Below are 14,146 nucleotides of genomic sequence, written 5' to 3'. Positions count from 1 at the left end.
GCGGTTGTCAGTGAAAAAGTGTTATTTACATGTTATTTACGATTAAATATGTGCTAGGTGAGTGTTTTTCATACATAACAAAGCAACTAATTGATTAAATGTATGTAGTTCTTCTTTGATATTTATTTTCATTGATGTCAATTTTTAGCTACACTGCAACACCAAATGAACTGATATTAAGAATTATGGAACTAATCTATTTTGCTACCGCGTTTGTTTGTGGTTTTGCCGTTTATCAATTAAAACTACCTCCCCTTATAGGCTTTCTGTTAGCAGGATTTGCCCTTAACTTAGCTGGCTACAAAAGTACCGAACTGCTTGATACAATTGCTGCGCTAGGGGTCACTCTTTTATTATTTAGTATTGGATTGAAACTCAAAGTTAATAGTTTAATTAAACCTCAGGTTTGGGCACCTGCTACGCTTCATATTATTTTTAGTAGTGCATTATTTAGTGGTTTTATGTTGTTGCTAGGCGTATTCGCCCTTCCACTTTTTGTCGATTTAAGTTGGCAAAGTGCCTTACTGGTAGGTTTTGCGCTTAGCTTTTCTAGCACTGTATTTGCAGTAAAGGTGCTTGAAGAGCGCGGTGAAATGGCAAGCCTACACGGTAAAATATCAATTGGTATATTAGTAATGCAAGACATATTCGCCGTAATCTTTTTAGCCATTAGTACAGGGAAAGTCCCTAATATTTGGGCGTTAGCACTGATTATTGCATTACCTGTATTACGCCCTTTAATGTATTGGGTACTTAACCGTTCAAAGCATGGCGAGCTACTCCCATTATTTGGCTTTTTCTTTGCACTTGTTGCAGGTTATAGCGCGTTTGAATTTGCAGGTCTTAAAGGTGATTTAGGTGCACTAATAATTGGAATGATGTTTGCTCAGCATAAAAAAGCTAGCGAGCTATCAAAATCATTACTTAATTTAAAAGACATACTGCTGGTTGGGTTTTTCTTAAGTATTGGTTTAAATGCAGAACTAACTACTAACTCTTTAATTGTTGCTATTATACTTATTTTTGTATTGCCGGTTAAAATAGCGCTTTATTACGTGTTTACAAATATATTTAAACTACGCGCTCGTACATCACTGCTTACCGCTTTCAGTCTATCTAACTACAGTGAGTTTGGTCTTATTGTATGTGCAGTCGCTGCCACAACAGGCATGATCACTTCCGAGTGGCTTGCTGTTATGGCGATTGCTGTTTCTATTACTTTTGTGATTGCCTCACCATTAAATAAACGCTCAAACGAATTGTATGTAAAAGTAGAACAATGGCTACTAAAATTCGAAAGTAAAACACGTCTAGCGGAAGAACTGCCTGTTAACCTTAATGATACTAAGATAGTCATTTTTGGTATGGGTCGCATTGGTACAGGTGCGTACGAAACCATAAATGCTACGCATCCAAACTTAGTGGCAGGTATTGATATTAAACCAGAGGTAGTAGATAAGCATATTAGTAGAGGTCGCAAAGTCTTAATTGCCGATGCCACAGACCCTGATTTTTGGCAACGTGTAAATCACTCTCATGTCGAAATGGTTATGCTTACTATGCCAAAACATATGCAAAATATTTTTGCGCTAGAGCAATTACAGGCGTCTGGTTATAAGGGTCAAGTCACAGCAATTGCTAACTACCCAGATCAGCAAAAAGAACTTGAAAAAATGGGCGTACACTCTACCTATAACTTTTACTTAGAAGCAGGTAGTGGTTTTGCAGAACATGTTAAACAAGAGTTGTTTGACAAATAGTTATTCTTAGAATGTTTATCTGTAACAAAGTCTTAAATTAATTAAGACTTTGTTACTTGTTTTAAAATAAAAAGCAATTCTATTTACATTCCTTTACAAGCCAACTCACCACTACAAAAAAAACAGGTAAACTAACAACGTTTATTAAATAAGCCCACGTTCTAATTATGACTCAATTAGATCCCAGCTAATCAGAGTTCAACTTGGTTTAAATTAATCAACATAAAATGATTAAATTAGGGGGCCTACTCCCTCACAAAATAGGCTGTTTCTTGCCCGTCACAGCCTATTTTATATCTCTAAAATCCCTTACACTTACGCATACTTTAAATACATAAGTAGTTTTTTATGGATCCAAAACAACTAAAAATAGCTATTAATACCATCATGCCGTTTGGAAAATACGCAGGCCGCCCCTTATTATTATTGCCAGAACCTTATTTAGTATGGTTTAAACAGCAGGGATTTCCTGACTCAAAGCTAGGTAGTCAACTTGCGATGATGTATGAAGTAAAACTAAATGGTCTTGAGCAAATGCTAATGCCATTGCTAGAAAAAAATAAAAATAGCTGAGAACTTTTTTGATCAAGTACGGTCTATTATATTGCTACTTGTTGATTTTGGTTTTTAACCACAAAAAAGCGCCTATAGGCGCTTTTTTCATGTCTTTAATTTAAACGGTAAACACACAATAAATTTAGCCCCACCTAGACTCGAATTTGTAACCTTACATTCACCTTGGTGCCAAGACACAATTTTATTAACGATAGCAAGTCCAAGACCAAAACCGCCGGTATCCTTTTTTCTGCTTTTATCTAATCGAGTAAAAGGCTTAAATACATTTTCTCGCTCTGTTGGAGTAACTCCCAGCCCGTCATCCTCGACAATGAGTAAGATATGGTTTGTCTCTTGTAAAAGTGAAATTTTAACGTGTTTATGTGTGTATTTAAGTGCATTGCCTATCAAATTTTGAAACACTCTGGCCATAAAATGGCTATCACAATAATAATGTAAACTCTCTGGAAGGTTTGTGGAAAGAGCGATTCTCGCTTCAAAGTTTAGTTTTTCAACGGTCATTTTTATCAAACTTACTAAGTCGCAGTTTATAGGTTGCAAGCTCGGTTGGTGAGACTCTAATCGTGCGTACTCAAGCATTTCAGAAACAAGCGATTCAAGCTCGCTAATGTCTGTTTTCATATTAGTTAAATACTTATGTGCTTTTTCATCCAATAACTGCTCTTGTAACATCACTATTGCAAACTTTAATCGAGCAAGAGGGGTTCTAAATTCATGCGATACCGACGAAGTCAGCTCTTGCTGCGCACTAAGTAAAAATTCAATGCGCTGTTGCATAACTTTTAAGGTATCAGTAATTGGTAAAAAAAATGTTTTTGACGTATTCGCTAACTTAAAATCTTGAGAACCTTCAACCGCTGCACACGCTTTGCTTAACTTAGCAAAGTCTCGCCAAAGTAAAAAGCTCCAAAGTCCAACAGGTATGCCAACAATAATAAGCAGTAATAAGTAAGGCCAAACAGAGGGTAATTGAGGCGTTAACACACCGACGGGTCCTACTTGAAGTAATGAGTTATTACCAAGTTCAACATACCAAACAATACGTTGTTTTTTGTCATACAAGTATAAATAATGATTTTGGTTAAGCTGCGCTTGTTGTTTTTGAGGAAGAATTAAGTCTCGTCGCGCAATAACTTTGCTTTCAAAGTTATGTTTTAATTTTTGTAATCCATTAGGAGTCTGTGAGAGCAACCATAAAGATTGCCCAAACTCATCATCTAGCAATACTAACTGCTGCGATTCATCATAAGGCCAAAACTGCTCAATAACACCGCTCACAACAAATAATGAAACAATGATATATACGTATAAGCTGGTAAACAGTTTTCCCATTAAAGGAAGCTAATATTTTGCATTAGCTAAAGATCCCACGCATCAGAAACAAACAAATAACCTTGCCCCCATACCGTTTTAATACGGTAAGGTTTATCGCTGTTATCACCTAGTTTTTTTCTAATTCGAGATATGCGTACATCAACCGTTCGATCGAGTCCGTCATACTGACGGCCGATCATGTGTTGATGAACATGATCCCTACTTAGCACTTCGCCAGCATTTGATGCTAATAACCAAAGTAGTTCAAATTCATGAGAGGTAAGCACTATTTCACTTTCACTTAATTTTACAATGCGGCTAGTTTTTTCAATAACCAAGTCGCCAAATTGTAGCTCTTCACTTGCTTTAATATTAGGTTGTCCTCGGCGTAATAGTGCACTTATTCTGGCAAGTAATACACGTGGTTCTGCAGGCTTTACAACGTAATCATCAGCACCAAGCTCTAAACCAAGTACCTGATCAAAGTCTTCACCTTTTGCTGTTAACATTAAAATTGGCAAAGTAAACTTATCTCTCACTTGTCTACAAACGCTAAAGCCATCTTTACCGGGCAGCATCACATCTAAAATCATTAAATCAGGTGTATTATTTTCTAAGTAACTAAACACTTCATCACCACGATCTAATACAGCGACTTCTAAGCCATTATGTTCAAGGTAATCTTTTGTTAGTTGCTGTAAACCGAGATCATCTTCAACAAGTAAAATTTTTGGCATTGGTTGCTCCTAAATTAAAAAAAGCTCCACGGAGAGCGAAGCCTACGCCTATTTTTTTTAGCATGAGCGCTTTGTACTTCAATCTTTGTTTTTGCTAGTACCCCTCCAGTATGAGGATTGATTAAGGAGTATATGGTCTCCACCTGAACACGCGCTTTATAATTAAATTGCCCTGAACTTTGCTGTTGACCGCAGTAAAGCTGCTCCTTTTTTTTGTACAAACAAACATCACTTGTGGTATTAAGCTGCCAATTAAACTGTAAATCAAGATCGCAAAAATCTTGTTGCTCAGAGACAACACAAACTTTCGGAGAAATGCTAAAAATAGTGGCTTGTGCATTACTATTGCCACTAAAAAGTGAGCCTATAAACACAATTAATATTGGATACTTCATCTTAAAAAGTACGATCGAATCCTATAAAGGCAGTCATTGAATAAGTACGCGTAAAGAAGAGACTGTCAGCCATGGCTGAATAATCATAATACGCTATATGAAAACGAAGAGAATCAGCCTTATTTAGCGGCCAACGGGCATCGATTTTAGCATAAGGTTGCCAACTACTACCAACGTCTATTTTGCCAAATTGAGTTTCACCCTCATTAAGTCCATAAAAATAGCTATTTAGTTCCGCAGATTTATAGTTTATTCCAAGTGTTGGCTTTATTTTGAGCTTTCCTAGCACAGTATGATACCGCCACTGCAATGCTGCGCGTACACCTCGATAAACATCGGTTATATCATGTAAAGCCTGAACCGAAAAAACATGGTCTTTATTTACATAGTGATAAGTAATACCCGCATCGAGTGCAATTTGCCGTTTATGTAAATTATCAATATCAACATAGCGAGAAGACGAGACTTCATCTTGCATTACGAACTGATTGTTGAGGGCAGTACTTTGTAGTGTAAATACATTTTTAGGGTGCCAATCTATAAAAAAGCGAGACTCGGAGTTGAGTTCACCTACTAGATTAAAGTGATGCTTAGGTGTTTGTAAAAATGAATAACCAAGGCGGCCATTATCAAAAAACCATTGCTCTGCATAAAACGCAACTTGAGGAATAAGCACGAGCGGAATATTTTCTCCACCATGCAAAGGATTGGTTATAACTCCAACCCCCACACTTAAACTCAAATGCAGACGATCGGTTATTATATCTTGCTCTGTATAATCGTCAGCATGCTTGCTTGTCTGTGCTGCTTGCACCGAAAGGCAAACAAGCAAAGTGCTAAAACATAGAGCTGTTAATAATGAGAAGGCATACCGCATCAGTGTAAATCAAAGTCTTAAAATAAGTGAGTTCCCCATACTAGCAAGCTCTTTTTAAACTAGCTCTAGCTGGTTACAATTATTCACAATTTGTATGCAAAATGTTAACTTTATGCGTCCTTCAGACTATTTATCTTTTAAGGTAATAATATCTAAGGAGTGTATTTTCAATTGCTTATGTAGTTTTTTACTAATAGTAGTTTAAGACACTTTGATAATGAGGAATAACGAAGAAAATGCAATTATCTAAATAAAACTGACTAAGAGCTAATTCGCTACACCTCTATTAGGCTTTACTGACTTGCTTAACAAAATTAAAGTAGGATTAAATCGCCCTAAATTGAGCGGCTTTAACCCAGATAAATCATAACCCTCTGCCACTTATTAAATATCTGGTGCTATCTCAATACGGTTACGACCATGTGTTTTTGCTATATAAAGCGCTCTATCTGCTCGCTCAACCAAAACAGTGCTATTAGCGAAAGGGCGTAAAATTGCCAAGCCAAAACTTGCTGAAATAGCACGTTTGGTATTCACATCATTCTTTTTACGAATTACTAACTTTGCAATTTCTAATCTAATACGATCTGCAAAAGCCATCATGTCATTTATTGTTTCAAAATAAGCCGTGATACAAAACTCCTCCCCCCCATATCGATATACATTTGAGGTATCAGCAATATTTTCTTTTACCTTTTTTGCAACTATCTTAAGTACTTCATCCCCTTTTTGATGGCCAAAATCATCGTTAAAACGCTTAAAATGATCAATATCAAACATTATAAGTACAGCGAGAGAATGAATCTGTGTTTGCTCTGAATAATTACGGCAAAAGTCAGCAATATCTAAATCAAACCGACCTCGATTATAAAAACCAGTTAGTGGATCTGTATCAGCAGCTTCTTTTGATATATTTAGCGATTCTTTTAAATACTTTATCTCGTTATAGGCAGAAGCTAACGTTGTCTGAAACTTACGAGCATAATCTTGCATAGCAATAGATTCATCAGTTAAGCGCTCAACACAGCCAATAATTTCATTAAAAGAATTTGTATCTGATAGCATGTTTAACTCGTTTTGAGAGTCTACTAATGAAGTCGTAAAGCTTTTAGAATGATCGATCGTGATACTTATATCATGCTGAACTTGTTCAATGGTTGTATTAAATTTTTCAGTTATTTCTTGAAAAAAAGCGAGATCGTCTTGCGTTAAATGTTTATCAAATATCTCTTTTGCTTTGTCTTGTGAACATGTTTGCTGCTGAGCAATAACCTGGTCTAGCTCTGTATTCAGTGAAGGGTTATTTCCTTGAATATAACAGTACCAAATTGCATAGTTAATGGGTGTAACCGGCATCCGGTGTTTTACCATCAAAGGAATTGCTTTTTTTAAGCAATGGGCAGAATGAGCAAGCGATACTGCATGGTCCATAAATAAACTCTCAAGCGTCATTGTTTTTACTATTAGCGATCAATGTTAAGTAATAGTAAACTTATACGCAACCTATATTCATACTATTTAACTAACTTGCTTATTCTCTGCGCGTATTAAATCGCTTTTGCATCTAAAGTTTGCGCAATATTCCACAAAGCACTGATTGCAGGGTCATTTAACTCTTTCCTCAATACTGCCAAGCCAATGTCAAACCCATCGGGCGCTTGCATTTTGGGTGTTAGTATTTGTACCTTATCTTTCAGCGGGCTGTTATCTAGCACTATTTTAGGGACCATTGCGACACCTAGCCCTAAGCTCACCATAGAAACCATTGCTTCATGTCCTGCAACTTGAGCGTAGATTTTTCCGTGAATATTATTTTTGCGCCACCAGTGCTCTAATCGCTGCCTAGAAAAACCTTGCTCCGGCACAATAAATTCAAGATCAGACCAATTAATATCACCTCCATTTTGGGTTAATTTTTCAGTAATTGGACATTGAATTTTTGGTCCAATTAATAAAAGTGGTGAGTGACCAATATCAACAAAAGCAATTTGCGACGGTAATTTATTAGGCTTAGCTGCAATAGCCATTAATTCGTGGCCATCTAGCACACGATTTATAGCAAGTGCAGGATCGCCTGTATTTAATGTTATTTCTATGTACTGATGTTGTGCACGAAGTTGTTCTAATATTTGATGTAAAAAACTATAAGACGCAGTAACCGAGCAATAAATACTTACTTTGCCGTAAATATGTTGTTGTGGGTCTTTTACATTCGTTTTAAAGCGCTGCCAATTAGCAAGTGTGGCTGTGGCGTAATCAATAAAAGACTCACCTTCACGGGTTAATTTAACACTGCGATTATCACGTACAAATAATGCAACACCTACCTCCTCCTCTAAATGCTTTATATTGCGACTCAAAGTAGGTGCGCTTATATGGCAAAGTTCGCTTGCTCGGCCAAAGTGAAGCGTTTTAGCTAGTGCTAAAAAGTAATTTAAATGCTTATGATCCATGCTAAATCCTTTATTTCATATTATGAAACACTTTAATTCAAATATATCATTTTACGCAAGCAACGATTTTACATATGGTGTTTGTAAGCGCAAATATATTGCGCATCTAACAAACATGACTTTATAGGACACTAACAATGGCGAATTATTTCAATACCTTACCTTTACGCGAGCAATTAGCACAATTAGCGCAATGCGAATTTATGGACGCAAGCGAATTTGCCGATGGCGTTGACGCACTTAAAGGTAAAAAGCTAGTTATTGTAGGCTGTGGCGCACAAGGTTTAAATCAAGGCTTAAACTTACGTGACTCTGGCTTAGATGTATCATACACATTACGCGCATCAGCTATTTCTGAGCGTCGCCAATCATTTTTAAATGCATCTGAAAACGGTTTTACTGTAGGTACTTATGAAGAATTAATTCCGACAGCTGACGTAGTACTTAATTTAACACCAGATAAGCAACATACTGCTGTAGTAAGTGCAATTATGCCGCTTATGAAAAAAGACTCGACCCTTGCTTACTCTCATGGCTTTAATATTGTTGAAGAAGGCATGCAAGTACGCCAAGACATTACTGTAATCATGGTTGCGCCTAAGTGTCCTGGTTCTGAAGTACGTGAAGAATACAAACGCGGCTTTGGTGTTCCAACACTAATTGCAGTTCACCCAGAAAACGACCCTCAGGGTCTTGGTTTGGCACAAGCAAAAGCGTATGCAGCAGGTACTGGCGGACATCGCGCAGGGGTACTTAAATCATCATTTATTGCTGAAGTTAAGTCTGACCTAATGGGCGAACAAACCATTTTATGTGGCATGTTACAGACTGGTTCAATTTTATGTTTTGATAAAATGGTAGAAAAAGGTATTGATGCAGGTTATGCATCAAAACTAATACAATACGGCTGGGAAGTAATCACTGAAGCACTTAAATATGGCGGTGTTACTAACATGCTTGACCGTCTTTCAAACCCTGCAAAAGTAAAAGCGTTTGAATTAAGTGAAGAGCTAAAACAAATTATGCGCCCGCTTTATAATAAGCATCAAGATGACATCATCGACGGCACTTTCTCACGCACTATGATGGAAGACTGGAATAATGATGACGTAAACTTACTTAAATGGCGCGCAGAAACAGCAGAAACTAACTTTGAAAAGACCCCTGCTGGCGATGTAGAAATCTCAGAACAAGAATTTTTTGATAACGGTATTTTAATGGTCGCTATGGTTAAAGCAGGTGTTGAACTTGCATTTGAAACCATGACTGCAGCCGGTATTATTGAAGAGTCGGCTTACTACGAGTCATTACACGAAACGCCATTAATCGCCAACACTATTGCGCGTAAAAAACTTTTCGAAATGAACCGTACTATCTCTGATACTGCTGAATACGGCTGTTACCTATATAACCACGCATGTTTACCATTACTTGCAGATTTTATGAAAAATGTTGATACAGACATTATTGGTAAAGGCCTTGGCGAGCACAGTAACCAAGTTGATAACCAAACATTAATTCAAATCAACGCCGCCCTTCGTGAACACCCTGTTGAAAAAGTAGGTGCTAAATTACGTGGCTACATGTCAGCAATGAAAAAAATTGTTTAACCCTAAACAATAAAAGTTTCGCTTGTTAGAAACCAAGCCTATATGTTTTTTGCATGTGGGCTTTTTTATGCCCGTTAATAAAACTTTAACCAATACGGCATATCTTTATTTCGTCTGCTTAGCCAATATTTAGATCCAAATTAATAGTGTGCTAATATGTTTTTCTACTTAATCGTAAAATAATTAATATAATGATGATAAATAACCTTTCTATTACTCAAAAAATCACAGCGTTAGGCAGCGGTATCGCTATTTGTGTGGCTGCATTAATCGGTTTGACCTCCTTATACAGCTCAGAGGATATTATTGAGCAACGTATGATTGAGTCAGAGCTCCCTAGTAAACTGCAAACAATCAGCAATCACATAGGCGGTGAAATAAACGAACTGCTTGGTGCTGCACAGCAACTATCATCGAACGAGTTCGTTTTACAATGGGCTCAATCTAATAGCAAAGACGACACATTATTATTAAAAGAATTAAATCGCGTTGCTCAGCAATTCGATTTAGCGACAGCATCTTGGGCAAACAGAGAAACCGCACAGTATTGGAACCAAAATGGTTTTTTACGTGTTTTACAAAACGATGCGGCTGATGGCTGGTTTTTTGCTTTTAAACAATCAAAAAAGCCATACTCTATAAGCATTTATCAAGAGTCAGCTAATGATGTAAAAATGTTTGTAAATCACCAGCAAGCTAACGGTATGGGTTTAGCTGGTCTTGCTAAAAGTATTACTGATATGCAAAAACTACTGCAGCAATTTAAAATAGAGCAAACAGGCTTTGTATTTATTGTCGATAAAAGTGGATTAATTCAGCTTCATAAAGATGCAAATAAAGTAGCTAAAGCAAATATTGATGATTTATATAGCAACAATATCCGTACTAAATTACTTAACAATCGTGGCTTTGCACTAGAAGAAATCAACTTTAATGGTCAGCCAACCTTAGTTGCTGCCACCCCTATTAAAAATACTGAATTATATGTCGTTGCTCAAGTGCCAAAAAGTGAAGTATTTGCAAGTGTAAGTACCTTGCAATGGCAAATTTTTACCTTTACCTTAATAGTTGCCTTAGTTGCTAGCTTGATTAGTTATTTATTAGCCCGATCTCTTTCTTCTCCATTATCTAAAATGGCAGAACTGTTTTCACGCTTAGGCTCAGGTGATGCAAACTTAGCGTACCGCCTTCCAGAATCGAGCCAGCCAGAGCTTAACAATTTAAGTAACGGCTTCAATCAGTTTATTAATAAAATAGAAACAGCTATTACTCAAGTTGCCAATGAGAGTCACGATATACGCCAAAGCTCCGATCATGTATTTAAACAAGCAAAACGAAACTCACAAGCAATTGATAGCCAAAAAGAGCAAACTATTTCCGTTGCTGCGGCTATAAATGAAATGGGGGCAACGGTACAAGAAATTGCACAAAGTGCAGCAAATACAGCAAAACTAACCGATACTAGCCGCGAAAACACGATTCTGAGCCACAAACAAGTATTGCAAAGTCAGTCTACTATTTCGGCTCTTGCAAGCGATATAGATGGCATTACAGAGCAAGTAACTCTTTTATCGAAAAAGACCGTTGATATTGCAAGCATTGTTGACTCTATTAGTGGTATCTCGGAGCAAACTAACCTACTTGCTTTAAATGCAGCAATTGAATCAGCCCGTGCGGGTGAACATGGTCGAGGTTTTGCGGTAGTTGCTGATGAAGTACGTGCATTGGCAAACCGTACATCGCAATCAACCACCGAAATTCAATCTATGATTGAAGAGCTTACGAGAATATCTGATGATGTAGTTAATGATATTAGCCAATCGAAAGATAAAGCTCAGCAAAGCGTTGGTGCTATGCAAAATTCAGTAGAATTACTTGATACGATAACCGAAACAGCAAATCAAATAAACGATATGGCTACGCTTATAGCGACTGCAACTGAGCAGCAAAGTAATGTGGTTGCCGATGTAAGCCGAAATATTGAGCAAATTAGCGAAATTAGCGATAAAGCAATGAGCGAACAAATTAATACAGAGCAAGCAATTCGGGACTTAGCAAACAGTGCACAAACACTTGATGCACTTGTAGCTACTTTTGAAAAACACCGCTAGCAGCTATGGGCAAAAACTATATTCGAAGATAGTTTTTGCTCGTAACGAATAGACTTAATTGATACAAACTAAGTCCTCTTACTATCGCCGGTATGAAATGCTGAAACGTACGCTTCCTTTTTGGCCCTAGGGAGCTTTTTTAATTGATACTCAAGCTTACTTGCTTCACTTTTATTACCTACTTGCTGTTGATGGATAAGTAAAAGAGGTCCTTTCCCTCTAAGGCTTTTAGCCCCTTTGCCTGCTTGATGAGTTGCAAAGCGTTTTTCAACATTAGTCGTTATCCCTGTATACCAATGCCCAAATCGCGTCTCTACAATGTATAAATACCAAATAGATGCAATTTTTAAGTTATTCTGTTCAATGTGCTGTAAACTTTTTTCATTATTGATGGTCAAAACATTACCTTTATGCCCTTAACAAGAAACAATTGCTTAAAAGGGTTTTACCTTCAGTGACTAATCGGTATCATGCAGATTATAAAAAATAAGGATCACAACTAACAATGCAGTCGTTAAAAACTTTTTCTCTTTGGCTTATCGTTGCTCTAACACTTAGCTCAGCAGCTGGTTGCTCTAGCTGGGTATACCGAATTAACATCCCACAAGGTAACTTTTTAGAGCAATCAGATGTTGAAAAGCTACGTATAAGTATGACCCGAGAGCAAGTTATTTATGTGTTAGGCAGACCTATTGCCGAAGATGCTTTTGATAACAATACATGGCGCTATATTTACAGCTTTAATAAAGGTCGTAAAAACGAGCAAAATAAAGAGTTAGTAATTAAATTTGAAAATGAAAAGCTAGTGTCAATCTCAGGTGATTACGACCAACCTGAAAACTTTACTACACCACTAGAGCAATAATTTGCACAAATGGTAAAAAAGGTGAGCCATGCTCACCTTTTTAGTATTTATAAGTAAATAACTACCGCTCTATTGGACGCCCACCTGTTATTTTATTTGCGCGCCCCTCATCTTTCGCTTTTTCCGCTCGCTTTCTACGCGCATCTTTAGGATCTGCAATTAATGGACGGTATATTTCAATACGGTCACCATTTTTTAATTCATAGTTAGCTTTTACAGTGCGATTCCAAACACCTAAAGTTAAGGAAGTGGCGTCTATTTCAGGACACTTTTCTATAATACCAGACTGAATAACAGCTTGTTCGACTGTTGTCCCCTCTAGTACCTCAATTGATAAACACGTCGCCATAGTTGGTAATGCAAATACCACCTCAACATTAATCATACTCGTGCTCCATAAACCTGCTTTGCACGCTTGGTAAATGCGCTTACCATATTTTTTGCAACATCGTTAAAAATTTTACCAAAAGCAAGTTCTATTAACTTACTTGAAAATTCAAACTCTAACTCTAAATGAACTTTACATGCTTGAGCGTCAAGTTCTTGAAAATGCCAACGCCCTTTTAGCATTTTAAACGGGCCATCAACAAGGCGAAGTAACACAGTTTGTTCATCAACAAAGGTGTTTTCGGTGGTGAACCACTTTTTTATACCCGCCTTAGATATTTCTAAACTCGCGGTCATGTTATTATCGTGCTGTGAAACAATTTTTGAACCTGAGCAATTTGGTAAAAACTGTGAATAAGCTTCTACATCATTAACAAGATCAAACATCTCTTTAGTGCTGTACATAACCAGCGCACTTTTTTCTATTTGTGGCATACTCACTCCCAACTGTGTGGGCGGATTTTAGCAAGCTTTGCGCGTTTCCCCAAATTTTCATGCAGCTTTAATTAAAGCTTAATTTTTAACAGCATTATTAAAAAATCGATGTAAAACATCTCACAATACGTATATTATAGGGCACTATGGCTAAGAAAAATTCATCAAAATCGACAAGTAATACCATCGCGCTAAACAAAAAAGCGCGGCATGAGTATTTTTTACACGATAAGTTTGAAGCGGGTGTTGAACTACAAGGCTGGGAAGTTAAAAGTATCCGAGCTGGTAAAGTAAATATCACAGAAACTTATATTCATCTTAAAAATGGCGAGGCATTTTTACTTGGCAGTCAAATTCAGCCACTTATTAGTGCATCGACCCATGTAATTTGCGACCCACTTCGTTATCGTAAATTACTATTAAGCAGACGCGAACTTGACCGTTTATTCGGTGCAACAGAGCGCGATGGCTATTCTTTAATTGCCACCGCAATGTACTGGAAAAAAATGTTGGGTAAACTTGAATTTCACCTAGCTAAAGGTAAAAGCTGCACGATAAACGCGATGACGGGAAAAACAAAGATTGGTCTCGTGAAAAAGAACGCTTAATGAAACATAAAGTATAAT

At 37.1% G+C, this 14,146-nt stretch carries 14 protein-coding genes and 1 pseudogene; 6 read left to right on the top strand and 9 right to left on the bottom strand.

Going from position 1 to position 14,146, the window contains the following annotated elements; all coding sequences use genetic code 11:
• Positions 1 to 185: 185 nt before the first annotated feature.
• Together P20652_RS00510 and P20652_RS00515 are read left to right on the top strand one after the other, a co-directional pair.
• Complete coding sequence (locus tag P20652_RS00510) at positions 186 to 1,760, top strand: cation:proton antiporter family protein (RefSeq protein WP_008172858.1); 1,575 nt, start codon at positions 186 to 188, stop codon at positions 1,758 to 1,760.
• A gap of 348 nt (positions 1,761 to 2,108) precedes the next feature.
• Positions 2,109 to 2,333, top strand: coding sequence for a DUF3820 family protein (locus P20652_RS00515; protein WP_008172855.1), 225 nt, complete (start codon positions 2,109 to 2,111; stop codon positions 2,331 to 2,333).
• An 87-nt stretch (positions 2,334 to 2,420) separates the two neighbouring features.
• Here P20652_RS00515 and P20652_RS00520 read toward each other — a convergent pair whose 3' ends face one another.
• From P20652_RS00520 to ilvY, 6 genes are all read right to left on the bottom strand, one after another.
• Positions 2,421 to 3,668, bottom strand: a complete 1,248-nt coding sequence (locus P20652_RS00520; protein ID WP_008172854.1) for an ATP-binding protein — start codon at positions 3,666 to 3,668, stop codon at positions 2,421 to 2,423.
• Positions 3,669 to 3,694: 26 nt separating this feature from the next.
• On the bottom strand, positions 3,695 to 4,387 hold the full coding sequence (locus P20652_RS00525; protein ID WP_008172852.1) for a response regulator: 693 nt from the start codon (positions 4,385 to 4,387) through the stop codon (positions 3,695 to 3,697).
• A 14-nt stretch (positions 4,388 to 4,401) separates the two neighbouring features.
• Positions 4,402 to 4,782 (bottom strand): DUF3019 domain-containing protein, encoded by a 381-nt coding sequence (locus P20652_RS00530; RefSeq protein ID WP_008172851.1) that lies wholly within the window; start codon positions 4,780 to 4,782, stop codon positions 4,402 to 4,404.
• 1 nt (position 4,783) lies between these two features.
• The gene (locus P20652_RS00535) at positions 4,784 to 5,596 is read right to left on the bottom strand and encodes a MipA/OmpV family protein (protein WP_008172849.1); all 813 of its coding nucleotides are present in this window, start codon (positions 5,594 to 5,596) and stop codon (positions 4,784 to 4,786) included.
• A 447-nt stretch (positions 5,597 to 6,043) separates the two neighbouring features.
• The gene (locus P20652_RS00540) at positions 6,044 to 7,090 is read right to left on the bottom strand and encodes a GGDEF domain-containing protein (RefSeq protein ID WP_237707164.1); all 1,047 of its coding nucleotides are present in this window, start codon (positions 7,088 to 7,090) and stop codon (positions 6,044 to 6,046) included.
• Positions 7,091 to 7,206: 116 nt separating this feature from the next.
• The gene (gene ilvY, locus P20652_RS00545; RefSeq protein WP_008172843.1) at positions 7,207 to 8,112 is read right to left on the bottom strand and encodes an HTH-type transcriptional activator IlvY; all 906 of its coding nucleotides are present in this window, start codon (positions 8,110 to 8,112) and stop codon (positions 7,207 to 7,209) included.
• A gap of 137 nt (positions 8,113 to 8,249) precedes the next feature.
• Here ilvY and ilvC point away from each other — a divergent pair, with 137 nt between their 5' ends.
• Both ilvC and P20652_RS00555 read left to right on the top strand, forming a co-directional pair.
• Positions 8,250 to 9,722, top strand: a complete 1,473-nt coding sequence (gene ilvC, locus P20652_RS00550) for a ketol-acid reductoisomerase (protein WP_008172841.1) — start codon at positions 8,250 to 8,252, stop codon at positions 9,720 to 9,722.
• A 191-nt stretch (positions 9,723 to 9,913) separates the two neighbouring features.
• Complete coding sequence (locus P20652_RS00555; protein WP_033018226.1) at positions 9,914 to 11,833, top strand: methyl-accepting chemotaxis protein; 1,920 nt, start codon at positions 9,914 to 9,916, stop codon at positions 11,831 to 11,833.
• Positions 11,834 to 11,901: 68 nt separating this feature from the next.
• On the opposite strand, the gene P20652_RS00560 is transcribed toward P20652_RS00555, so the two are convergent.
• Positions 11,902 to 12,231, bottom strand: a complete 330-nt coding sequence (locus P20652_RS00560; RefSeq protein WP_008172837.1) for a GIY-YIG nuclease family protein — start codon at positions 12,229 to 12,231, stop codon at positions 11,902 to 11,904.
• Between the two features lie 107 nt (positions 12,232 to 12,338).
• Between P20652_RS00560 and P20652_RS00565 the strand changes: the two genes are divergently transcribed.
• Entirely contained in the window at positions 12,339 to 12,698 is a 360-nt protein-coding gene (locus P20652_RS00565; RefSeq protein WP_008172835.1) for an outer membrane protein assembly factor BamE, read from the top strand.
• Between the two features lie 61 nt (positions 12,699 to 12,759).
• On the opposite strand, the gene P20652_RS00570 is transcribed toward P20652_RS00565, so the two are convergent.
• Together P20652_RS00570 and P20652_RS00575 are read right to left on the bottom strand one after the other, a co-directional pair.
• A complete protein-coding gene (locus P20652_RS00570; RefSeq protein WP_008172832.1) occupies positions 12,760 to 13,083 on the bottom strand; it encodes an RnfH family protein in 324 nt (107 codons plus the stop codon).
• Entirely contained in the window at positions 13,080 to 13,520 is a 441-nt protein-coding gene (locus P20652_RS00575) for a type II toxin-antitoxin system RatA family toxin (protein WP_008172830.1), read from the bottom strand. The genes P20652_RS00570 and P20652_RS00575 overlap by 4 nt, the downstream gene beginning before the upstream one ends.
• 146 nt (positions 13,521 to 13,666) lie before the next feature.
• On the opposite strand from P20652_RS00575, the pseudogene smpB reads away from it, so the two are divergent.
• Positions 13,667 to 14,145 (top strand): annotated as a pseudogene (smpB, locus tag P20652_RS00580) (SsrA-binding protein SmpB).
• Position 14,146 lies beyond the last annotated feature (1 nt).

The organism is Pseudoalteromonas sp. BSi20652 (assembly GCF_000239855.1).
Lineage (GTDB): Bacteria > Pseudomonadota > Gammaproteobacteria > Enterobacterales > Alteromonadaceae > Pseudoalteromonas.
Note: the sequence above shows the minus strand (reverse complement) of the source record. Positions and strands in the feature narration are given on the sequence as shown.